The 20,683-nt window shown below is 62.0% G+C and carries 21 protein-coding genes and 1 pseudogene; 7 read left to right on the top strand and 15 right to left on the bottom strand.

Translation table 11 applies throughout. The annotated features are described in order from the left end of the window. Window positions 1-44: 44 nt before the first annotated feature. The 5 genes and pseudogenes from B9Z45_RS06925 to fahA all read left to right on the top strand — a co-directional run bounded on the left by B9Z45_RS06925 (window position 45) and on the right by fahA (window position 5,433). Window positions 45-1,553, top strand: coding sequence for an FAD-linked oxidase C-terminal domain-containing protein (locus B9Z45_RS06925; protein ID WP_108406500.1), 1,509 nt, complete (start codon window positions 45-47; stop codon window positions 1,551-1,553). A 154-nt stretch (window positions 1,554-1,707) separates the two neighbouring features. Then, window positions 1,708-2,142 (top strand): MarR family winged helix-turn-helix transcriptional regulator, encoded by a 435-nt coding sequence (locus tag B9Z45_RS06920; protein WP_108406499.1) that lies wholly within the window; start codon window positions 1,708-1,710, stop codon window positions 2,140-2,142. A 23-nt stretch (window positions 2,143-2,165) separates the two neighbouring features. After that, window positions 2,166-3,856: pseudogene (locus B9Z45_RS06915) on the top strand (FAD-dependent monooxygenase). A gap of 11 nt (window positions 3,857-3,867) precedes the next feature. Then, entirely contained in the window at window positions 3,868-4,056 is a 189-nt protein-coding gene (locus B9Z45_RS06910) for a DUF2783 domain-containing protein (protein WP_108406498.1), read from the top strand. 51 nt (window positions 4,057-4,107) lie between these two features. Then, window positions 4,108-5,433 carry a fumarylacetoacetase gene (fahA, locus tag B9Z45_RS06905; protein ID WP_108406497.1) on the top strand — a complete coding sequence of 442 codons (1,326 nt, stop codon included), beginning with the start codon at window positions 4,108-4,110 and terminating at the stop codon, window positions 5,431-5,433. Window positions 5,434-5,486: 53 nt separating this feature from the next. On the opposite strand, the gene B9Z45_RS06900 is transcribed toward fahA, so the two are convergent. Both B9Z45_RS06900 and B9Z45_RS06895 read right to left on the bottom strand, forming a co-directional pair. Then, window positions 5,487-7,283: a carboxyl transferase domain-containing protein gene (locus B9Z45_RS06900; RefSeq protein WP_233252115.1), complete on the bottom strand. Its 1,797-nt coding sequence runs from the start codon at window positions 7,281-7,283 to the stop codon at window positions 5,487-5,489. Window positions 7,284-7,442: 159 nt separating this feature from the next. Next, a complete protein-coding gene (locus B9Z45_RS06895; RefSeq protein ID WP_108406495.1) occupies window positions 7,443-8,126 on the bottom strand; it encodes a YggS family pyridoxal phosphate-dependent enzyme in 684 nt (227 codons plus the stop codon). Window positions 8,127-8,244: 118 nt separating this feature from the next. On the opposite strand from B9Z45_RS06895, the gene B9Z45_RS06890 reads away from it, so the two are divergent. Further along, the gene (locus B9Z45_RS06890; protein ID WP_108406494.1) at window positions 8,245-9,150 is read left to right on the top strand and encodes an NAD(P)-dependent oxidoreductase; all 906 of its coding nucleotides are present in this window, start codon (window positions 8,245-8,247) and stop codon (window positions 9,148-9,150) included. 81 nt (window positions 9,151-9,231) lie between these two features. Here B9Z45_RS06890 and B9Z45_RS06885 read toward each other — a convergent pair whose 3' ends face one another. The 3 genes from B9Z45_RS06885 to B9Z45_RS06875 form a co-directional block, all read right to left on the bottom strand. Next, entirely contained in the window at window positions 9,232-9,858 is a 627-nt protein-coding gene (locus tag B9Z45_RS06885) for a BON domain-containing protein (protein ID WP_108406493.1), read from the bottom strand. Continuing rightward, window positions 9,859-10,443: an SIS domain-containing protein gene (locus B9Z45_RS06880; RefSeq protein WP_108406492.1), complete on the bottom strand. Its 585-nt coding sequence runs from the start codon at window positions 10,441-10,443 to the stop codon at window positions 9,859-9,861. Between the two features lie 97 nt (window positions 10,444-10,540). After that, complete coding sequence (locus tag B9Z45_RS06875) at window positions 10,541-10,927, bottom strand: YraN family protein (protein ID WP_108406491.1); 387 nt, start codon at window positions 10,925-10,927, stop codon at window positions 10,541-10,543. A gap of 14 nt (window positions 10,928-10,941) precedes the next feature. On the opposite strand from B9Z45_RS06875, the gene rsmI reads away from it, so the two are divergent. Next, window positions 10,942-11,841: a 16S rRNA (cytidine(1402)-2'-O)-methyltransferase gene (gene rsmI, locus B9Z45_RS06870; RefSeq protein ID WP_108406490.1), complete on the top strand. Its 900-nt coding sequence runs from the start codon at window positions 10,942-10,944 to the stop codon at window positions 11,839-11,841. A 5-nt stretch (window positions 11,842-11,846) separates the two neighbouring features. Here rsmI and B9Z45_RS06865 read toward each other — a convergent pair whose 3' ends face one another. The 10 genes from B9Z45_RS06865 to B9Z45_RS06820 form a co-directional block, all read right to left on the bottom strand. After that, the gene (locus B9Z45_RS06865; RefSeq protein WP_108406489.1) at window positions 11,847-12,755 is read right to left on the bottom strand and encodes a DMT family transporter; all 909 of its coding nucleotides are present in this window, start codon (window positions 12,753-12,755) and stop codon (window positions 11,847-11,849) included. A 4-nt stretch (window positions 12,756-12,759) separates the two neighbouring features. Next, on the bottom strand, window positions 12,760-13,743 hold the full coding sequence (locus B9Z45_RS06860) for a 2-dehydropantoate 2-reductase (RefSeq protein ID WP_108406566.1): 984 nt from the start codon (window positions 13,741-13,743) through the stop codon (window positions 12,760-12,762). Further along, the gene (locus tag B9Z45_RS06855; RefSeq protein ID WP_108406488.1) at window positions 13,740-14,528 is read right to left on the bottom strand and encodes a class II aldolase/adducin family protein; all 789 of its coding nucleotides are present in this window, start codon (window positions 14,526-14,528) and stop codon (window positions 13,740-13,742) included. Before B9Z45_RS06855 ends, B9Z45_RS06860 begins: the two co-directional genes overlap by 4 nt. Before the next feature lie 85 nt (window positions 14,529-14,613). Continuing rightward, entirely contained in the window at window positions 14,614-15,429 is an 816-nt protein-coding gene (locus tag B9Z45_RS06850) for an aldolase/citrate lyase family protein (protein ID WP_108406487.1), read from the bottom strand. A gap of 151 nt (window positions 15,430-15,580) precedes the next feature. Continuing rightward, on the bottom strand, window positions 15,581-16,402 hold the full coding sequence (gene hpaH / locus B9Z45_RS06845; RefSeq protein WP_370445818.1) for a 2-oxo-hept-4-ene-1,7-dioate hydratase: 822 nt from the start codon (window positions 16,400-16,402) through the stop codon (window positions 15,581-15,583). 3 nt (window positions 16,403-16,405) lie between these two features. Then, entirely contained in the window at window positions 16,406-16,861 is a 456-nt protein-coding gene (locus tag B9Z45_RS06840) for a 5-carboxymethyl-2-hydroxymuconate Delta-isomerase (protein WP_108406486.1), read from the bottom strand. A 2-nt stretch (window positions 16,862-16,863) separates the two neighbouring features. Then, the gene (hpaD, locus tag B9Z45_RS06835; RefSeq protein ID WP_108406485.1) at window positions 16,864-17,790 is read right to left on the bottom strand and encodes a 3,4-dihydroxyphenylacetate 2,3-dioxygenase; all 927 of its coding nucleotides are present in this window, start codon (window positions 17,788-17,790) and stop codon (window positions 16,864-16,866) included. A gap of 2 nt (window positions 17,791-17,792) precedes the next feature. Then, entirely contained in the window at window positions 17,793-19,262 is a 1,470-nt protein-coding gene (hpaE, locus tag B9Z45_RS06830; protein ID WP_108406484.1) for a 5-carboxymethyl-2-hydroxymuconate semialdehyde dehydrogenase, read from the bottom strand. After that, window positions 19,259-20,029, bottom strand: a complete 771-nt coding sequence (locus B9Z45_RS06825; RefSeq protein ID WP_108406483.1) for a fumarylacetoacetate hydrolase family protein — start codon at window positions 20,027-20,029, stop codon at window positions 19,259-19,261. Before B9Z45_RS06825 ends, hpaE begins: the two co-directional genes overlap by 4 nt. Further along, on the bottom strand, window positions 20,026-20,682 hold the full coding sequence (locus tag B9Z45_RS06820) for a fumarylacetoacetate hydrolase family protein (RefSeq protein ID WP_108406482.1): 657 nt from the start codon (window positions 20,680-20,682) through the stop codon (window positions 20,026-20,028). The genes B9Z45_RS06825 and B9Z45_RS06820 overlap by 4 nt, the downstream gene beginning before the upstream one ends. Between the last annotated feature and the right edge of the window lies 1 nt (window position 20,683).

The raw sequence follows: 20,683 nt of genomic DNA, 5'->3' as shown, positions 1-20,683 counted from the left end.
GCCAAGGCGTACATTCAAGGCTTCATTTCAAGGTTTTGAATGCCATGAGCGCCAACAACCCCACCGAAACGCAGCAACTGACCGCTACCGAACGCGCCGAGCGCCAACGCGTTGTGGTGCAGGCCTTGGGCCGGGTATTGCCCGCCGACGCCATCCTCTACACGCCCGAGGACACCACGCCCTATGAATGCGATGGCCTGACGGCCTACCGCGAGCGGCCTTTGGTGGTGGCGTTGCCAGAGACCGAAGCGCAGGTGCAAGCCGTGCTCAAAGCTTGCCATGCCCTGAAAGTGCCCGTGGTGGCACGCGGTGCAGGCACGGGCTTGTCGGGTGGTGCGATGCCTCACCGCATGGGCGTCACGCTGTCGATGGCGCGCTTCAACCAGATACAGAAAGTAGACCCCGTCAGTCGCACCGCGGTGGTGCAATGCGGCGTGCGCAACCTGGCCATCAGCGAAGCGGCGGCGCCCTACGGCCTGTACTACGCGCCCGACCCGTCCAGCCAGATTGCCTGCACGATCGGTGGCAACGTGGCCGAAAACTCAGGCGGCGTGCACTGCCTCAAATACGGCCTGACAGTGCACAACGTGCTCAAGGTACGCGGCTTCACCATCGAAGGTGACCCGATCGAATTTGGCAGTGACGCGCTCGACACCCCTGGCTACGACCTGCTGGCCGTGCTGGTGGGCAGCGAAGGGATGCTGGCCGTGACCACCGAAGTCACTGTCAAGCTGGTGCCCAAACCCATGCTGGCGCGCTGCATCATGGCCAGCTTTGACGACGTGCGCAAAGCCGGCGATGCCGTGGCTGCCGTGATCGCCGCCGGCATCATCCCCGCCGGCCTGGAAATGATGGACGGCCCCATGACCGCCGCCGTGGAAGACTTTGTCCACGCCGACTACGATCTGAGCGCCGCCGCCATCTTGCTGTGCGAGAGCGACGGCACGCCTGAAGAAGTCGAAGAGGAAATCGGCCGCATGAGCGAGGTGCTGCGCAACTGCGGCGCCACCGCCATCTCCGTGAGCCGCGACGAAGCCCAGCGCCTGAAGTTCTGGAGCGGCCGCAAAAATGCTTTCCCGGCCTCAGGCCGCATCAGCCCCGATTACATGTGCATGGACTCGACCATTCCGCGCAAGCGCCTGGCCGACATCCTGCAAGCCATTTCCGAGATGGAAATCAAGTACGGCCTGAAATGCCTGAACGTGTTTCACGCAGGCGACGGCAACCTGCACCCGCTGATCCTGTTTGATGCCAACGATGCCGACCAGCTGCGCCGTTGCGAACTGTTTGGCGCCGACATTTTGGAAACCAGCGTGGCCATGGGCGGCACCGTCACGGGCGAGCATGGCGTGGGCATCGAGAAGGTCAACAGCATGTGCGTGCAATTCAGTGCGGAAGAAAACGAACAGATGTTTGCAGTCAAACGCGCGTTTGACCCGCACAGCCTGCTGAACCCCGGCAAGGTCATCCCCACGCTCAACCGCTGCGCCGAATATGGCCGGATGTTGGTGCGGGCGGGGGCGATCAAACACCCGGAGCTCGAACGCTTCTGAGTAAAAAAAGCGCCCAGACAACGCCTGAGCGATCCTCAGGCGTTTTTTTTGGCTCACGGGCTGGCACACACCTCTCCACGGCATAAATAGTTGCGCTCGCAACAAAATAAATCTAGAATCCAGCTTCTTCAAGGCAAAGAGACCCGGTAAAAACATGACCCCGCAGCTCGACCGCACGCTGACCTACCGTCTGCACCAACTGCACAAACTGACCGATGCCGACAGTCAATCGGCCTACCCGGAGCGCACTGGTTTGTCGATGAGCGACGGGCGATGCCTGTCGACGATTGGCGCATTCGAGCCTTTGTCGGTCAAGGAGCTGGCCGACAAAGCCAACCTGAACAAAGGCCAGGCCAGCCGGGCTGCGCAGTCCCTGGCCGATCAGGGTCTGGTGCTCAAAGCCGACCACCCGGGCGATGGCCGGGGCGTGGTGCTCACGCTCACACCCTCCGGGCGCCAAGTGTTCCAGCGCGCCATGGACATGATCAACCAACGCAACGAACAGATTTTTGGCTGCCTCACAGCGAAAGAGCAGGCGAGCTTGAGCGCCCTGTTCGACCGCCTGATCGCCCACGCCCGCCCTCGCTGAAACCCACTCCAGGCCATCACACCATGCACACCCCCACCACCCAAGCGCGTCCTTGCATTTATTACACCTACGAAGTTTTCAAGCCCTGGCTGGCCTCGGCTAACCCGAAGCAGGACCGAAAGAAAGTCGTGGTCGTCGGCTCTGGCCCGGCGGGCATGGTGACCGCGCTGGAGCTGGCGCGCCACGGCGTGGCCAGCGTGGTGCTGTCGGCCGAGTTGCAGTTCTCGCAAGGCAGCCGCGCGATTTGTTTCACACGCCGATCGATGGAAATTCTGCAGCAAGTCGGCGTCGCCGACCGGATAACCGAAGGCGGCTTGCCCTGGCGCTTTGGCAACTCGTATTACCGGGGCCAGCGCGTGTTCCGCATGGAAGCGCCGCACGATGCCGATGACCGATTTTTCCCGATCATCAATGTGCAGCAGCAGTTCATGGAAGAGTACCTGCACGACGCCTGCCAAGCCAACCCGCTGATCGAGTTCCGCTGGGGCAACAAGGTCAACCAGGTCGACCAGAAAGACGGTTATGTCGTGCTCGAAGTCGACACGCCCGAGGGCCCCTACGCTCTGGAAAGCGACTGGGTGGTGGCTGCCGATGGTGGGCGGTCGGGTATCCGCACGGCGATGAACCTGCAGATGGAGGGCGCGTCTTACGAAGGCTTTTTCGTGATCGCCGACATCCGCATCGACTTGCCATTGCCCACCGAAAGACTGGCTTATTTTGACCCCGACTGGAACCCCGGCAACACCATACTGATGCACCGCGAACCGCACGGTATCTGGCGCGTGGACTACCAGTTGCCCGAAGGCGAAACACCCGAGCAAGCGCTTCGCCCCGAGTCGCTCAAGACCCGCATCAACGCGCAACTGGCCATGATCGGGCATGCAGGGACACCGTGGGAAATGGACTGGTCCTCGGTCTACTCCGCACGCACCCTGACACTGCCCGACTTTGTACACGGCAGCGTGATTTTCACGGGCGACGCAGCGCACCTGCTGCCCATCTTCGGTGTGCGCGGGGCCAACACGGCTTTTCAGGACGCGCAGTCCTTAGGCTGGCACTTGGCTTTGGTAGCCAAGGGCCTGGCGGGCAAAACGCTGCTATCCAACCACAGCGCCGAACGCGTGGGCGCGGCCCGCGAGATCGTCACCGAATCGGGCAAAAGCACACGCTTCATGACCCCCCCAGCAAAGGATTTCGCCTGCTGCGCGATGCGGTGCTCTCACTCTCACTCACCCAGGCCTTCGTGCGCCCCCTGTACCACTGGCGCACCTCGCGGCCACATGAATACTCGCACTCCATGCTCAACAACACGGGCGACGACAACGGCTTGTTCAAGGCCGGGCCTGCCCACGGTGCGCCGCCGCAAAACGTGCGCCTGGGCGCCAATGACTTCTTGCTGGACCACCTGGGTGGCGGCTTTGACCTGCTGTACTTCACCGATGCACCCGCCATTCCCCAGGCGCTGCAAACCGTCATCGATGCCGCACGGAAAAACGGCATGCCTTTGAACGTGACTGCGGTCGGTGCAGCACACGCCGTGGCCGGTGCCAACACGACACTGCCCGATAACGATGGCCACTTGCGCGAGCGCTATGGCGTGCCAGCCAATGGCGGGGCGTATTTGCTGCGCCCCGACCAGCACATTTGTGCGCGCTGGCTCACACTTGATGCCACACGCTTGCAAGCCGCCTTGACCACGGCCCTGCCGCAATAAGAAAGAAATCCATGTCTGACAAAGCACTTTCCATTGACGGTCTTGAGACCGTGTACGACGCGCTGGCCACCGCCATGGACCAAGCCGGCCCTGACAAGACGCCGTTGTTTCTCGTCAAACTGGCCTTGCTCAATGCCAATGCGCTGGCCGACGACAAGATATTCCAGCAACACATTGCCACGGCCCTGCAAGACCTTTGACATGCGCCTGCCGGGATGCACAAGGCCGGCGCGGCTTGATGAAAGAACACGATGACCTCCTTGAACGAAACCCACAACCCCGCCCTGAAAAGTTGGGTCCGCTCGGCCCACCTGTCTGGCTGCGACTTCCCCATCCAGAACCTGCCCTTTGCGGTGTTTCGTCACCAAGGCTCGGCTGAAGCCTTTCGTGGCGGCGTCGCCATTGGCGACCAAATTCTGGACCTGGCTGCGGTGGCCCAAACGGGCGTCTTCAAGGGCGCGGCAGCTGCAGCCGTGCAAGCCGGTGCCCAAGACAAACTCAATGCCTTGATGGCGATGGGCCATGTGGCCTGGAGCGCCTTGCGTCTGGCCCTGTCACGCGCACTGCGCGAAGGTGCTGCAGAGCAAGCCGCATTGCAAGCCTGCTTGGTGCCACAAGCCGAGGCGCAATTCGATGTGCCCGCCCGCATTGGTGACTACACCGACTTCTACACCTCGGTGCACCACGCCACCAACATCGGCCGACTGTTCCGCCCAGACAACCCACTGCTGCCCAATTACAAATGGGTGCCCATCGGTTACCACGGCCGCGCCTCCAGCATCGGCATCTCTGGCCAACAGTTTCGCCGTCCGGTGGGCCAGACCCTGCCACCCGGTGCCACCGAGCCCACCTTGGGGCCCAGCAAGCGCCTGGACATCGAGCTGGAGCTGGGGATTTTCATCGGCAGCGGCAACGCATTGGGCGAAGCCATCGACATCACCCAAGCCGAAGACCATGTGTTCGGCATCTGCCTGCTCAACGACTGGTCGGCCCGCGACATCCAGGGTTGGGAATACCAGCCCCTGGGACCCTTCCTGTCCAAGAGCTTTGCCTCCACCCTGTCGCCATGGGTGGTCATGCTCGAAGCTCTGGCGCCATACCGCGTGCCCTTCACCCGCCCGGTCGAAGACCCACAGCCCATGGCTTATCTGGACTCGGCGGCCAACCGCAGCGGGGGGGCTTTTGACATCCAGTTGAAAGTGGGCCTGCTCACACCGCAAATGCGCGCGGCAGGACAAGCCGACGCCAGCATTTGCCGCACCAGTTACCGCCACGCCTACTGGACCGTGGCACAAATGGTCACTCACCACACGGTGAACGGTTGCAACCTGCAACCAGGCGATCTGTTTGGCAGCGGCACCCTGTCTGGCCCCACGCTGGACCAGGCCGCGGCTTTGATCGAGCTGACCGCCGGTGGCAAAAACCCGATGGCCTTGCCGAATGGCGAGCAACGCACCTGGCTGGAAGACGGCGACAGCGTGGTGCTGCGCGGCTGGTGTGAAAAAACCGGTGCAGCGCGCATCGGCTTTGGCGAGTGCGTGGGCACGGTGTTGCCTGCGCGGGTGCCCCGGGTATAAAACTGCTGCGGCCGTTAGCCTGGCTGTTGCCGGGCTGTTGACGGGCTAGGGCCTCACCAAGTATCGATCGCCAAGGTCCCGCTGGCCGCCTTGATCTGCCCCGCCTGCAAACCCGCCACCAACCAATCGCGTGTGGCCGCAGGGTCGATCACCGCATCGATCTCCAGCGTAGCCGCCATGTTGATGGCGCTGCCGTTGTCGTATTGCTGCGCCAGCAGTTGTTCAAACAAGGCCTCGCGCTCGGGGCCCTCGGGCAAGGCTTCAAGCTCTTTGCGGTAGCCCAGGCGCACCGCGCCTTCGAGGCCCATGCCACCAAACTCGCCAGTGGGCCAGGCCACGGTGGCCAGGGTTTCATGAAAGCCGCCGCCAGTCATGGCCATCGCGCCCAAGCCATAGCCCTTGCGCAATACCACGCTGAGCAGCGGCACCCGCAAGTGCGCTGCCGCCACAAACATGCGCGAGACATGGCGGACCTGGGCCGTGGCTTCGGTATCGGGCCCAACCATGAATCCTGGCGTATCCACCAGGCTCACGATGGGCAAGCCATGTGCATTGCACAACTGCATGAAGCGGGCCGCCTTGTCGGCAGCATCGGCATCGATGGCGCCACCCAAATGCAAAGGGTTATTGGCCAGCATGCCGACCGGGCGACCACCCACCCGCGCCAAAGCGGTGTGAATACCCAGGCCAAAAGCCGTACGCAGCTGCAAAACACTGCCCTCGTCGGTGATGCCTTGCATGGCCGTTCGGGTGTCGTACACGCGCAAGCGGTTTTCGGGCACCACCTGGCGCAGCGCCTCGGCGGGTGGCGCCTGCCAATCGGTTTGCGCACCTTGAAAAAAAGACAGGTACTGCCTGGCCACTGCCACGGCCTGCACCTCGCCATCCACCAACACATCGATCACGCCGTTGCCATGCTGAATGCCGCTTGGGCCGATCTGCTCGGGCTTGAAAACGCCCAGGCCACCGCCTTCGACCATGGCGGGGCCGCCCATGCCGATGTTACTGTCACGCGTGGCAATGATCACGTCGCAGCAACCCAGCAGCGCCGCATTGCCCGCAAAGCAACGCCCTGCCACCACGCCCACCACTGGCACACGGCCATTGAGGCGCGCAAACGAGGCAAAAGTCGCCAGGTTCAAGCCGGCCACGATGGCCACGTCGACATCACCGGGACGCCCACCGCCGCCCTCGGCAAACAGCACCACTGGCAAATTGTTCTGCAAGGCGATGCCCAGCATGCGGTCGGTTTTTTGGTGGTTGCGCATGCCTTGCGTGCCCGCCAGCACGGTGAAGTCATAGGCCATGACCACGACACGCTGGCCATTCACGCAACCGATGCCCGTGACCATGCCGTCGGCCGGGGTGTTGCGCATCAGGTCGTCGGCCGTGCGGCGGCGGCTTTGCGCCGCCACAGCCAAAGCGCCGTATTCGACAAACGAGCCGGTGTCGCACAAATCGGTGATGTTTTCGCGTGCGGTGCGCAGGCCCAATGCGTGGCGCTTGGCCACTGCGTCGGGGCGCAACGCGTCTTGCGTGAATGACAGACGCGCTTGCAGCTTGGCCAGGTCTGCGCGCTCAGCGGGTAAGCCTTGTAAGGTGACGCTGATTGGCGACAGCAACACCTCGGTCAACTGTTCAGTCGGTGCCGTCAACGCGGCCAGCACTTCGCCCTCACCCACGGCCTCGCCGGCCTCAAAGTAAACCTCACCCAGTCGCCCGGCATGGGTGGCACGGATTTCGTGCTCCATCTTCATGGCTTCCAGAATCACCAGCACATCACCAGCAGCCACGGCATCGCCGCTGGCCACCAACCACTGCACCACCTGCGCTTGAAGGGGAGATCGAATGTCTTGCATCGGGGCATTGTGCGGCGCAGCCCAGGCGCGAGCCGGTCAAGTCCGGGACAATTCAGACGGGTATTGATTCACGTGCAAAACAGCCCATGAAGCTTGGAAGCCCAGCCAACACGGCCAAAACGCCAAGCACGGACCGCAAAGCCTGAGAACTCAGCGTTTGCCAAAAATGGCGGTGCCCACCCGCACCAGGGTGCTGCCTTCGGCTATGGCGGCATCCAGGTCGGCGCTCATGCCCATCGACAAGGTGTCCAGCGGCAAACCTTGCCGGCGCAGGGCTTCAAAAAGCGCTTTGGCTTGCGCGTGCACCGCGTGCATCTGCGCAGCAGTTTCGGCCGGCTCGGGGATGGTCATGAGGCCACGCAGCTGCAAACGGGGCAAGGCCGCCACCGCCTGCGCCAGCGCGGGCAAGTCTTGCGGTGCGACACCCGACTTGGTGGCACCACCATCCACATTGACCTGAATGCACACCTGCAGCGGCGCCAGGTTTTCGGGGCGTTGCTCGCTCAGGCGCTGTGCGATTTTCAGGCGGTCGATGCTGTGCACCCAGTCAAAGTGCTCGGCCACCAAGCGCGTCTTGTTGCTCTGGATCGGGCCGATGCAATGCCATTCCAGAGGCAAGCCGCGCAGGGCGGTGATTTTGTCGACCGCTTCCTGGATGTAGTTTTCACCAAAGGCGGTTTGGCCGGCGGCATGGGCCTGACGCACGGCATCCGGCCCCCAGGTTTTGGAAACGGCCAACAAACGGACGCTGCCCGGGGTACGGCCCGCTGCAAGGCAAGCCGCCTCAATTTGAGCCTGAACATGCGCCAAATTTTCTGCAATCAAAGCATTCATGGCCTGAGCGTACCAAAACCCCTGAAGTCGCCAACCTGTCAGCCAATAACACCCCGTTCCACCCCCCCTTCAGTCAGGCTGCTAAATTAGCTGCTTCGCACAACCCACCGAGACACACATGAGCCAAATTGCCACCAAAACCTACGAACCCACGCCTGCCCGAAAAGTCGCCTTTTTGGGCTTGGGCGTGATGGGCTACCCGATGGCGGGGCACCTGGCCCGCGCAGGTCACCATGTCACGGTCTACAACCGCAGCGCCGCCAAGGCTGCCAGCTGGCTGGCCGAATGTCCTGGCAACGCCAGTGCCCCAAGCCCCCGCGAAGCTGCCGCAGGCGCCGACATGGTGTTTGCCTGCGTAGGCAACGACGCTGATTTGCGCAGCGTGGTGCTGGGGCCCGATGGCGCTTTTGCCGGCATGAAGCCCGGCGCGATCTTTGTGGACCACACCACTGCGTCTTCCGAAGTGGCCCGTGAGTTGCACGCTCAAGCCCAAAAATTAGGCTTGCATTTCATCGATGCGCCGGTTTCGGGTGGCCAGGCTGGGGCACAAAACGGCATGCTCACCGTCATGTGCGGCGGCGACGCGGCAGCCTTCGACCCGGTCAAGCCCGCCGCCATGGCCTTTTCCCGCGCCTTCACTTTGCTGGGTGCTTCGGGTGCAGGCCAACTGGCCAAAATGGTCAACCAGATCTGCATTGCCGGACTGGTGCAGGGCTTGTCCGAGGCCATTGCATTTGGCCAGCAAGCGGGCCTGGACATGCACCAGGTACTGGATGTGATCGGCAAGGGTGCCGCCCAAAGCTGGCAACTGGACAACCGGGGCAAGACCATGGTCGATGACAAGTTCGAGTTTGGTTTCGCGGTGGACTGGATGCGCAAGGACCTGGGTTTGGTGCTGGACGAGGCCAAGCGCAACGGTGCAAGTTTGCCGGTCACGGCATTGGTCGACCAGTTTTATGGCGATGTGCAAAAAATGGGCGGTGGCCGCTGGGACACATCGAGTCTGATTCGCCGGCTGCGCTGAACATGCGGGCTTGGTTTCAAGCCTGCTGACCACGAAAAGAGCGACCCGCAGGTCGCTCTTTTTTTGTGGGGCAAGCCCCCGTTACTTGGACAGCGGTGGCTGACTCAGGCGCTTGAGCTCTTCTTCAGAAATTTCGTCAAACACCCGAACCACCTTGGTCACGCCACCAATGCCGCGCACGATGTCGCTGGCACGTTTGGCTTCACGCGCTGTCACGCGCCCCATCAAGTACACAACGCCACGCTCGGTCACCACCTTGATCGCGTTGACCTGCAGGTCCTTGGCATCGACAAAGGCCGCCTTGACCTGGCTGGTGGTCACCGTATCTTTGGAGCGCTGCATCATGCTGCTGGGGGGAGCCACCGCCAGATCGTTCACCACCGACTGGACGTTTTCCTGGCTTTGCGCCAGCTTTTCTGCTCGCTCCTTGTCGGCCTGGGCACGGACCTCGCCGCTGAGCAGCACCTTGCGATTGAAGCTGGTCACATTCAGGTGAACACGGTCGCCCAAATCCTGGCGTACCGCACTGCCCACTTTGAGCTCGATGCCCTCGTCTTCGACCTGCGCACCCGTGGTGCGGCGGTCAGTGGCCACAATGCCCGTCATGACAGCACCACCCACGATCAGGGGCGCACAAGCAGACAGGCTCGTCAAAGCGGCGGCCAAAACAGCGCCGCTCAAGACCACAGATTGAAGATTGCGTTTCATTTAAAAAGGCTCCTGTTCACCCAAAAGCTGGGTGTCAATTCCATCACACAGACAGTGCAGCACCAAATGCTGCACTTCACGAATTCGTGCGGCCCGCTCGTGCGGCACACACACATGCACATCGGTTTCGCGCAGTTGACTGGCCAAACCACCCCCGTGGTGCCCGGTCAAGGCCAGCACGCTCATTTCCCGGTCATGGGCGGCTTGCACCGCCAAGGCCAAAGCAGGCTCTGCACCGTCGGCGCTGATGAGCACCAGAACATCCCCGGTTTGCCCGAGTGCCAGAACCTGACGGGCCAGGGTTTGGTCATCTGACCATCGGGTGGCCATCAGGGCGTCTGAAGACAAGGCCAACGCCGCCAAGCCGGGGCGCTCTCGCTCGAAACCGCCCACCAGCAAATTCGCCAGATACTGGGCCAACGCAGCCGAAGGACCCATGCCGCCCGCCAGCACCTTGCCACCCCCGGTGACACAGGCCAACACCGCTTGAACAGCCGCATCCACAGGCTTGGCCAAAGTCTCGGCCACCTGGTAGTGCAAATCGGCACTGTCGATGAAGTGTTGTTGGATTCGAAGGTCTAGCATGCGCAGGCGATGATAACCCCGACAACACCGCCATCCCCGGCAAATACGGTTAATTACCCGGGAATTCACGCCTGCTCAGGCCTTCTGTTGGTTTGCTTCAATCGCCATCAAACGCGGCTTGCAACCATTCGGGTCCGGCCGCTTCAATGGTCACTACATCAAAGCGCATCGGTGGCAAGCGGCGCCAGCGCAGCAGGTAGTGCTGCGCGGCAAAAATGATGCGCCTTTGCTTTAGATGGCCGATGCTGGCAGCGGCCCCGCCATGGTCACTGCGGCTGCGTTTACGGACCTCAACAAACACCACGGTGCCATCTGCCGATTGCATGATCAGGTCAATTTCACCACCACCCCGGCCCGGCGTCCGATAATTGCGTTGTAGCAAGCGCAAGCCGCGCGCTTGCAAATACGCCAACGCTTCGTCTTCGCCCGCATCGCCCCGGGCTTTGGTGGTCTGGCCCACCGTGTCTTTTTTGAGGAATTGCATTGACTCCGTCTCCCTTGTCTGCCTCGTTTGCCAAAGCCTTGGAGGCGGCGCACGATGCTGCCGGATCACAAAACCACCCGGCCAGCACACTGTATGTCGTGGCGACCCCCATTGGCAACCTCGCTGACATCAGCCTGCGTGCGCTGCATGTGCTGGCAAGGGTGGATGCTGTGGCCTGCGAAGACACCCGCCACACCCAGCAACTGCTGCGAGCCTATGGCCTGGACCGACCCGGCTCACAACTGCTGGCCGTGCACCAGCACAACGAAGCAGAAGCGGCCCAGACCGTGATCAACCGACTGGCTCAAGGTGAGCGTGTGGCCTACGTGAGCGATGCCGGCACACCGGCCATCAGCGACCCCGGTGCAAGGCTGGTGGCAGCCGTGCGGCAAGCGGGTTACCGCGTGCTGCCTTTGCCGGGTGCCAGCAGCGTGACCACGGCCCTCAGTGCAGCAGGCATGACCGGCGACAAGGGTTTTGTATTTGCAGGCTTTTTGCCCAGCAAATCGGGTGAGCGCCAGCAAGCTGTTCAGGCCCTGGCGCAAGACAGCCGTGCGGTGGTGCTGCTCGAAGCGCCACACCGCATTGAGGCCTTGGCACAAGCACTGGCCACGTTGGGCGAGCGCCGCGTCACGGTGGGGCGCGAGCTGACCAAACAATTTGAACAGATCGACACACTTGCCGCACAAGACCTGCCCGGTTGGTTGGCCGAAAAGCCCGACCGTCAGCGCGGCGAGTTTGTGTTGGTGCTGCACGATGCCCCGGTGGCCGAGTCGTCGGGTGAAGGTCTGCGTGTGTTGCAACTGCTGCTGCCCGAGTTGCCCTTGAAAACAGCCGTCAAGCTGGCCGCCGAGATCACCGGCGAGTCAAAAAATGTGCTTTACGACGTGGCCCTGGGTCTGAAAAACGGCTGAGCAGCTCAGCGTTTGCGCAAGCCCAGCCACAAGACAGTGCCCACCACCACCAAGGCGCCGACCAACTGCATCCCGGCAATCGACTGGTCCAGCAGCGCCCAGGCCAGAACCAAGGCGAACACCGGCTCGACGTTCATGATGGCTGAATTGCCCACCACCCCCAGCTTGGGCAGCACCGTGAACATGACGGTGAAGGCTGTGCCGTACAAAAAGGTCAACATGCCCAGGCCCCACCAACCCACGGTCGCGGTGGGCCAATGAAAACCGCCCTGGGTGAACGCCACCAAGGCCGCCAGCACGCCCACCATGGCCATGGTGGTGAAAGTTCGCAAACGGCCATCGACCCCGACCGTTTCATGCTGGGTCAGCACCAACGCCAAACCAAATGTGGTTGAGGCCGCCAACGCAAAGACCACGCCCACACCAATTTGGCCCCAATGCTGCGCGGCGCCCAAACCTGAAGCGGCACCCAGCACATCCAGCGCCATGGCCAGCCCCAGCATCATGACGGGCATGGCCCAAAGCACCGCACGCTCGGGTCGGTGTCCGTACAGCACCCTGGCCCACAAGGCGGTGGTCAAGGGATAAGTGTTGAAAGCCAGCAAGGCCAGGGCCACCGGCAAACGCGCAACCGCCGAATACAAACAAACACTTTGCACGGCGATCAGCAAACCCACCCAAGCCAAAAACTTCCGGTGTTTCGGCTCGACCTGAAAGCTCACCTTTTGCTGCCACAAAATCAAGGCCACCACACTGGCCGTGATGAGGCTGCGCACAGTCACAGCGGTCACCACATCCAAGCCGTGGTTGAAAGCGGTGCGGGCTGCCACATGGTTGGCCCCCATCATGAAAGCGATCAACAACAAGGTGGCAAAGGCCGCCCCTGTCAGGCCCGGTTTGGTGGCAGTGTTCATGCCTTTATTGTGCGGGGTATAGCCCCAAGCCTCTGGCATGCAGGCGACTGAGGCCCAGCAGGGCGTCGGTGAACGGGGTGGCTACGCCGGTCAACTGGCCCAGTTCGCGCACAGCAGAAACCAGGGCATCCAACTCGACCGGTTTGCGCGCCTGCACGTCTTGCAGCATCGACGTGCGAAACGCACCGAGCTTGCGCGTGACCGCGTGCCGGTCATCCGGGGTTTGCGCGATCGGAATGCCCACGAGCTCGCCAATTTCTCTGGCTTCCAGCATGACGCTGGAGACGAATTGACGCACCAGTGGATCGTCCAAAATCACATCGGTGGTAGCCCCCGTGAACGCGCTGATCGGGTTAATGGTCATGTTGCCCCACAACTTGTACCAAACGTCCTTTTGAATCTGCGCCGATGCAGTGGCGTTGAAGCCTGCCCGGACCAGCAAAGCCGTCAGGGCCCGAAGGCGCGGTGTGTCGTCGCCACCTGGCTCACCCACGATCAGGCCATTGCCAAAATGGTGCCGAATCACACCCGGCGCATCGACCGAGCAGCTGGCATGCACCACACCACCGATGACCCGTGATGCGGGAATGTGCTGCGCGATCACCCCGGACGGGTCGACCGACTGCAAGCTGGTGCCGGACAGTGCGCCGCCAAAGCCTTGCAAAAACCACCAAGGCACGCCATTCATGGCCGTCAGCACCACGGTATCAGGGCCCATCAAAGGCCCGATGTGGCGCGCCACATCGGCCATGGCCGGAGCCTTGACCGCCACGATCACCAGGTCTTGCGGGCCCAGCTCGGCAGGGTTTTCGCAGGCACGGACAGAGGCCTGAATAGCCTGATCACCTTGCCGCAAACTCAGCCCGTTTTGCTGCAAAGCTTGCAAAGTGGCGCCCCGAGCCACAGCACTCAAATCGCAGCCTTGCTGCGCCAGATGCACCCCGATCCAGCCGCCTATGGCGCCCGCCCCATAAATACAAACCTTCATGCGCGCCACCCTGTGTCTTGCCGGTCGACTTGCCTGACCAACGATTGAAAAACATCCTCACCCGCACCATGGTTGGGGTTGAACTGCAGTGCATCGCGTGTGCATCTTTCGGCAATGGCTTGCGGCACCGCAATGGCTTGGCCCATGCTCAAAGTCGCCATCTGGATTTCACAGGCCCGCTGCAAAGTCCACAGCACCGCAAAGGTCTGGGCCAGCGTATGGCCCCAGGCCAGCAAGCCGTGGTTGCGCAAGATCACCGCCTGTTTGTCGCCGATGCTGATTAGCAGGCGCGGTGCTTCGTCGGCATGGATGGTGATGCCTTCAAAGTCATGGTAGGCCACCATGTTGTGCAGTTGGGCGGTGTAAAAATTGGTCTGCTGCAAACCCCCTTGCAAGCAGGCCACCGCCACACCGGCGGTGGTGTGTGTGTGCATCACACAATGCGCGCCAGCCAGGCCTTCGTGCACCGCCGCATGCACCGTGAACCCCGCCGGATTGACCGGGTAGGGCGAGCCATCGAGCACCTGGCCCTGCAAATCGATCTTGACCAGGTTGCTGGCCGTGACCTCGCTGTAATGCAAACCAAACGGGTTGATCAAAAACTGCTTGGCGCCCCCCGTCACGCTGTCGGGCAGGCGCAACGTGATGTGGTTGTAAATCATCTCGGTCCATCCGAGCAGCGCAAACACCCGGTAACAAGCGGCCAGTTGCAAGCGCGCTTGCCACTCATCGGGGTGCACACGTGCTTGCAGCGAAGGCACCAAGGCTCGGGGTGTGGGGAACATGTCTTGTCTCCTGGAGTTGATTCGGGGTCATTTAATTGGGATCTGACCCCAATAAATTAATTGGTCAATCGGGGGCTGCCCCTGATCAATAGGTTGTCCCTTTTGACGGGGTCAGGGCGGTCACGGAGGCCTTGAAATGTGCCGCCAGCTCGGTGGTGTGGCGCATCAGGAGCTGGGTGTCCAGGCCCACGGCCACAAACACCGCGCCCAAAGACAAGTAGTGTTCAGCCAGTGAGCGGTCTGGCGTCAGGATGCCCGGCGCCTTGCCGGCCCGAAGGATGCGGGCAATGGCGTCTTCGATGGCCGCCTGCACCTCCGGGTGCGCGGCGTTGCCCACATGCCCCATGGAGGCCGAGAGGTCGGCCGGGCCAATGAACACGCCGTCCACCCCGGGTGTGGCGACGATGGCATCCAGGTTCTTCAGGGCTTCGCGCGATTCGACCTGAACCAGCAAACACACCTCTTCGTTGGCGCGTTGGGCGTAATCGGGGTAGTGGCCCCAGCGCGAGGCCCGCGCCCCGGCCATGCCGCGCACACCGCCCTGACCATCGTCTTGTGGATAGCGCATGGCTTGCACCAGCTGTGCGGCTTGCTCGGCCGTGTCAACCATGGGCACCAAAATGTTCTGCGCGCCCAGGTCCAGGTACTGCTTGATGAGGGCGGTCTCGCCCAAGGGCACACGGGCGACCGCGTGGCTGGCAGGGTAAGCCGCCAGCGTTTGCAACTGCGCCTGGATGCTGCGCAGATCGTTGGGGGCGTGCTCGCCGTCAACGACGAGCCAGTCGAACCCGGCCAGTGCGCAAATTTCAGCGGTGTAGGCATTGGCCAGCCCCATCCACAAGCCGATCTGGGGGCGCTTGTTTTTCAGGGCTTGCTTGAATTCATTCACAGGTGTCTGCATGGTGGTTGCTCCTCATTAAATCGATGAAGGCTGGTGGTCTGTCGGTGCCAGGGTGGCGGTTTGGGCGATGTGGCAAAGCGAAGCGCCTCTGAGCCCGGGCCGCCACCCCGGCACCGACAGCTTCCCGCTCATGTCAAGCAAAGACAAGGCATCAAACAAACCGAAACTCCAGCTTGCCCAATGGCCCATAGTCCACATCGAAAACATCCCCCACTTTAGCGGGTGCCGGTTTGGTGAACGAGCCCGCCAACACGATCTCGCCCGCCTGCAGGTGTTCGCCCCAGGGTGCGAGTTTATTGGCCAGCCAGGCGATGCCGACTGCCGGGTGCCCTTGCACGCCAGCGGCCAGACCGGTTTCTTCGACCACCCCGTTTTGCCGCAAGATGGCGCCGCACCAGGGCAAGTCGGTGGTGTTTGGATCGACCCGCTTGGCGCCCAGCACGATGCCTGCATTGGCGGCGTTGTCGCTGATGGTGTCGTACACCTTGCGCATCTGCTGGGTGTGGCGGTCGAACTGTTCAATGCGCGCATCGATGATCTCGACCGCGGGGGTGACGTAGTCGGTGGCTTCCAGCACCTGCTGCACGGTCACATGGGGGCCGCGCAATTCGTGCTTGAGCACAAAGGCCAGCTCGACCTCGACACGCGGCGCGATGAAGTCGGTGAAAGGAATGTCGAGCACCTGCCCGGGCGTACAGTCGTAACGCATGTCATCGAGCAGCGTGCCGTAATCGGGCTCATCGATTTGGCTGGAGACCTGCATGGCACGGCTGGTCAGCCCAATTTTGTGGCCGATCAGGGTGCGCCCCTCGGCCAATTTGAGCTGCATCCAGGCGCGGTTGATGCGGTAACCGTCCTCGATCGTCATGCCCGCAAAACGCCCTGAAAAATGCGTGATCTGCACGCGCGATTTTTCTGACTGGTTGAGCTCGTGGGCGAGCTGCTGGATCTGGTCTTCGGTGAACACGGACATGACTCAGGCCTTGTTAAAAAGCGGGTGGATGTTGCTGTACTTGGCGTCAAACACTTCCGGACCCACATCAATTTGCAGCGTGATGCCAATGTGGCGCTGGGCCATGGCGGGGGCAAAAAAAGCCTTGGCAACCTCGGTCAGTGTTTCGCCAGCACGTTGCTGCGTGGCCTCGCTGCGGCCTCGGCCCATGCGCACGTTCAGGTACACGAAAGCGTAATCGCCCGAACCCCCGTTGGGGTTCTCGGCAAACTGGCCCGATGCGTGTCCCGCAGCACCCCCATCGGCCACGGCGTAATGCGCAGCGGGATAAGCCAGCACACGGACACCGCCCGTGGGAAAGACGGGCTTGCCGTCCTCGTCGTTCACGCTGCACATGGCATCGGCCATCTGGCGACACAAGGTGGTCATGTTCAATTCAGCATCCAACTGAGGGGTGTAGAGAATCACAAGATGCGGCATGGTCAAAGCCTCGTGCTGACGGGGGTGTAGGCCTGCGCGCTGCTGGCCTGCGCCGCCGGAATGTGCTGGCCGCTTTGCGGTGTGACTTCAAAAATCGCATTCAGCTGGCCCGTGCCCGATGCACCAAAGTACGGCGTGACGATGTCCACCCCGCCGTCATACCCTGTCCAGCCCAAAGCGCCCAACAACATGGCGGTGTCGTGCATGAAGCCCTCACCGTGGCCCTTGCTGGCGTACTCGGGCAGCATCTCGCAAAAGGCTGTCCACTCGCGTTTGTCCCACATGCGCAGCACCTGCTCGTCCAGCTTTTCCAGAAAAGGGCTCCAGATCTTGTGGGCAAATTCGGGGGCCAGGCCGTTTTGGGCAAAGCGGTGGCTGAGTGAGCCGCTGGCCAAAAAAGCCACCTTGCCGTCGTAATGCTGCTCTACTGCGCGGCGCATGGCCCAGCCCAGTCGGGCGCTGTCGTTGAGGTAATGCGAGGTGCACAACGCCGACACCGACACCACCTTGAAGTGCTGGTCTTTGTTCATGTAGCGCAGGGGCACCAGCGTGCCGTACTCGGGCTGCAAGGTGGTGGCATCGTGCGCCAGGGTTTCCACACCGTGTTCGTTGCACACTTGGGCCAGCAAATGGCCCAGTGCCGGATTGCCCGGCGACTCGAACGGCATGTTGCTGATGAAGTGCGGCAGCTCGTTGCTGGTGTAGACGCCCTTGAAATGCGGTCCGCAGTTGATGTGGTAACCCGCGTTGACCAGCCAGTGCGTGTCAAACACCACCAGCGTGTCCACGCCCATGTCGCGGCAACGGCGGCTGATTTCAAGGTGGCCGTCGATCGCACTTTGGCGGGTGCCAAAACGTGGCCCCGGAATTTCGCTCAGGTACATGCTTGGTACATGGGTGATCTTGGCGGCGAGGGCGAGTTGTCCCATGGTCAAACTCCCCAATGCGGTATGTGGTGGCTGCCCATCGACACCGCCACGTTTTTGGGTTCGCAAAACACTTCGTAGCTCCAGGTGCCGCCTTCGCGCCCCGTACCGCTGGCCTTGGTGCCGCCAAATGGCTGGCGCAGGTCGCGCACGTTCTGGCTGTTGACGAAGCACATGCCCGCCTCGACGGCGGCGGCCACGCGGTGCGCGCGGCCGATGTTTTCGGTCCACACATAGCTGGACAGGCCGTATTCAATGTCGTTGGCCTTCTGGATGGCATCGGCTTCGTCCTTGAAGGGGATCAGGCAGGCAACGGGTCCGAAAATTTCTTCTTGGGCGATGCGCATGCGGTTGTCGACGTCGGCGAACACCGTGGGCCAGACGAAGTTGCCATGCTTCACATGGGCTGGCAGGGCGGCCGCATAAGACGGTCTGTCGAGCCCTCCACACAACAGCGTGGCGCCCTCTTTGGGACCCAGCTCGATGTAGCTGCGCACCTTGGCCAAGTGGGCCTGGCTGATCATGGGGCCCACGGTGGTTTTTTCAACCAGCGGGTCGCCCACAGTGATGCGTTTGGCACGCTCGGCAAACTTGGCGGCAAAGTCGGCATAGATGCTTTTCTGCACCAGGATGCGGCTGCCCGCGGTACACCGTTCGCCGTTGTTGCTGAAGATCATGAACAAGGCCGCATCGAGCGCGCGGTCCAGGTCGGCGTCTTCAAAGACCACAAAGGGGCTTTTGCCGCCGAGCTCCATGCTGAACTTTTTCAAACCTGCGCTTTGCACGATGTGGTTGCCCGTGGCGGTAGAACCCGTGAAGCTGATGGCGCGCACATCGCGGTGCGAGACCAGCGGCTCGCCCGCTTGCTTGCCGTAGCCATGCACCAGGTTGAGCACGCCTGCGGGCACACCGGCCTCCAAAGCCAGCTCGCCCAGCCGCGCGGCCGACAGAGGCGAGAGCTCGCTCATCTTGAGCACGGCGGTGTTGCCAAAGGCCAGGCACGGCGCGACTTTCCAGGTGGCAGTCATGAAGGGTACGTTCCACGGCGAGATCAGGGCGCACACGCCCACCGGGTGGAACAGCGTGTAGTTCAGGTGCGTGGGCGTGGAGTAGGTGTGGCCGTCCACGCGGGTGCACATCTCGGCAAAGTAATGGAAGTTGTCGGCCGCACGCGGTACCAGCTGTTTGCCCGTCTGGCTGATGGTTTGGCCGCAGTCCCGGGTTTCGGTCTCTGCAATTTCAGGCACGAGCCGGGTGATCAGGTCACCGAGCTTGTGCATGATCTTGGCGCGCTCGGTGGCAGGTGTGGCAGCCCACTTGGGAAAGGCGGCTTTGGCGGCAGCCACAGCGGCGTTGACCTCTGCCTCGCCCCCTGAGGCCACTTCGGCCAGCACCTCTTGGGTGGCAGGGTTGCAGGTTTCGAAGTAGTCGCTGCCAGCGACACGCTGGCCGTTGATCAGGTGGTCGATTTTCATGGCTGGGCTTTCACAATGGTGTTGATCAAGGCGCCGACGCCTTCGATCTCGGTAGCGATCACGTCACCCGGCTGGCAGTCGACGATGCCGTCAGGCGTACCCGTCAATATCAAATCGCCGGGGTTCAGCGTCATGAAGCTGCTGAAGTATTCGATCAGCGTAGGCACATCAAAAATCATGTCGGCGGTCGAGCCGCTTTGAGTGATCTGGCTGTTGACGGTGGTTTGCAACTTGAGCGCCATGGGTTTGGGCACATCGGCGGCATCGACCAGCCAGGGGCCAATCGGTGTGCAAGTGTCGCGGTTTTTCACGCGCAGGTTGGGCCGGTACCAGTTTTCCAGGTAGTCGCGGATGGCGTAGTCGTTGGCCACGGTGTAGCCGGCCACGTGGTCGTAGGCGTCCGACTTTATGACGTGGCGGGCCGTTCGTCCGATCACCACGGCCAGCTCGCATTCGTAGTGCATGTATTTCACATCGGCAGGGCGCTGGGTGAAAGCCTTGTGGCCGATCAGGGCGGCCTCGCCTTTCATGAAGGCCAGCGGTTCTTCGGGTGCCTTGAAGGCCAGCTCTTTGGCATGGTCGGCGTAGTTCAAGCCCAGCGCGATCACGGTGCGCGCTTTCGGCACAGGAGCCAGCGGCGGCAGCCAGACCACGTCGTCAAACTCTACACGGCGGCCTTTGTGTGGCCCTTGCGTGATGAGCAACTGACCATCGGACTCGATGGCTTGCTGGATGGCGCCCGACCAGGCGATGCGCGCGTGCTTCATGGCGCTGCTCCGACGTGAACCGATACAGGGCAAAAGTCTGGTGCCGTTATTTCAATGCGGTCACCGGCTTTGGCGCGCGGACGTGTGCCGTCCGCCAGACAGTCGGTGCCGACCATCAGCACGTCGCCCGGTTGCAAGCTCATGAACTCAGCCACATCGGCCAGCAGTTGAGACATAGGCCGCACCAACTCAGCCAGCTGAACGGTTTGCACCTGCTCGCCATTGCGGCGAATGTCGATTGTCAAATTCTCCCAAGGCTCAACACCTGCACAGGGTGTGACTTGCTCGGGCAAGGCCAGATAAGCATCGCGGCAACGGGACTTGACCGGGGGTCTGTAATAGCTCGTGTGGGGCACAGACCAGTCGCACAGCAGCGCAGCTGCGACCACTTGGCCACCGTCACCGATCACCAGCCCCAGCGTGGCGCCAATGTCCACCTCGGTCACGCCGTCCTGCAGCACGAGGTCTTGACCGGCGGTGCTGAAAGTATTGGCCGTCTTGAAATACAGCACGGGTGCTTTGGGTGCAGCCTTGTACGGGTCTTGCGTCATTCGAGGTGACCACAAGTCCCATTCGCGGCGAAAGTTGAGTAAGGTGCCGTAGACCGTGCCCTGTGGTTGCCAGGATCGTGTTAGCGTATTCGGGGGTTGCATC

This window comes from Limnohabitans sp. 2KL-17 (assembly GCF_003063415.1).
GTDB lineage: Bacteria > Pseudomonadota > Gammaproteobacteria > Burkholderiales > Burkholderiaceae_C > Limnohabitans_A.
This window is presented reverse-complemented; position numbering and strand designations above follow the sequence as displayed.

Bases quoted from the DNA above. Each gene is read 5' to 3' on its own strand.
- B9Z45_RS06925 (WP_108406500.1), top strand. From the start codon at position 45: ATGAGCGCCAACAACCCCACCGAAACGCAGCAACTGACCGCTACCGAA.
- B9Z45_RS06920 (WP_108406499.1), top strand. From the start codon at position 1,708: ATGACCCCGCAGCTCGACCGCACGCTGACCTACCGTCTGCACCAACTG.
- B9Z45_RS06910 (WP_108406498.1), top strand. From the start codon at position 3,868: ATGTCTGACAAAGCACTTTCCATTGACGGTCTTGAGACCGTGTACGAC.
- fahA (WP_108406497.1), top strand. From the start codon at position 4,108: ATGACCTCCTTGAACGAAACCCACAACCCCGCCCTGAAAAGTTGGGTC.
- B9Z45_RS06895 (WP_108406495.1), bottom strand. From the start codon at position 8,126: ATGAATGCTTTGATTGCAGAAAATTTGGCGCATGTTCAGGCTCAAATT.
- B9Z45_RS06890 (WP_108406494.1), top strand. From the start codon at position 8,245: ATGAGCCAAATTGCCACCAAAACCTACGAACCCACGCCTGCCCGAAAA.
- B9Z45_RS06885 (WP_108406493.1), bottom strand. From the start codon at position 9,858: ATGAAACGCAATCTTCAATCTGTGGTCTTGAGCGGCGCTGTTTTGGCC.
- B9Z45_RS06880 (WP_108406492.1), bottom strand. From the start codon at position 10,443: ATGCTAGACCTTCGAATCCAACAACACTTCATCGACAGTGCCGATTTG.
- B9Z45_RS06875 (WP_108406491.1), bottom strand. From the start codon at position 10,927: ATGCAATTCCTCAAAAAAGACACGGTGGGCCAGACCACCAAAGCCCGG.
- B9Z45_RS06865 (WP_108406489.1), bottom strand. From the start codon at position 12,755: ATGAACACTGCCACCAAACCGGGCCTGACAGGGGCGGCCTTTGCCACC.
- B9Z45_RS06860 (WP_108406566.1), bottom strand. From the start codon at position 13,743: ATGAAGGTTTGTATTTATGGGGCGGGCGCCATAGGCGGCTGGATCGGG.
- B9Z45_RS06855 (WP_108406488.1), bottom strand. From the start codon at position 14,528: ATGTTCCCCACACCCCGAGCCTTGGTGCCTTCGCTGCAAGCACGTGTG.
- B9Z45_RS06850 (WP_108406487.1), bottom strand. From the start codon at position 15,429: ATGCAGACACCTGTGAATGAATTCAAGCAAGCCCTGAAAAACAAGCGC.
- hpaH (WP_370445818.1), bottom strand. From the start codon at position 16,402: ATGTCCGTGTTCACCGAAGACCAGATCCAGCAGCTCGCCCACGAGCTC.
- B9Z45_RS06840 (WP_108406486.1), bottom strand. From the start codon at position 16,861: ATGCCGCATCTTGTGATTCTCTACACCCCTCAGTTGGATGCTGAATTG.
- hpaD (WP_108406485.1), bottom strand. From the start codon at position 17,790: ATGGGACAACTCGCCCTCGCCGCCAAGATCACCCATGTACCAAGCATG.
- hpaE (WP_108406484.1), bottom strand. From the start codon at position 19,262: ATGAAAATCGACCACCTGATCAACGGCCAGCGTGTCGCTGGCAGCGAC.
- B9Z45_RS06825 (WP_108406483.1), bottom strand. From the start codon at position 20,029: ATGAAGCACGCGCGCATCGCCTGGTCGGGCGCCATCCAGCAAGCCATC.
- B9Z45_RS06820 (WP_108406482.1), bottom strand. From the start codon at position 20,682: ATGCAACCCCCGAATACGCTAACACGATCCTGGCAACCACAGGGCACG.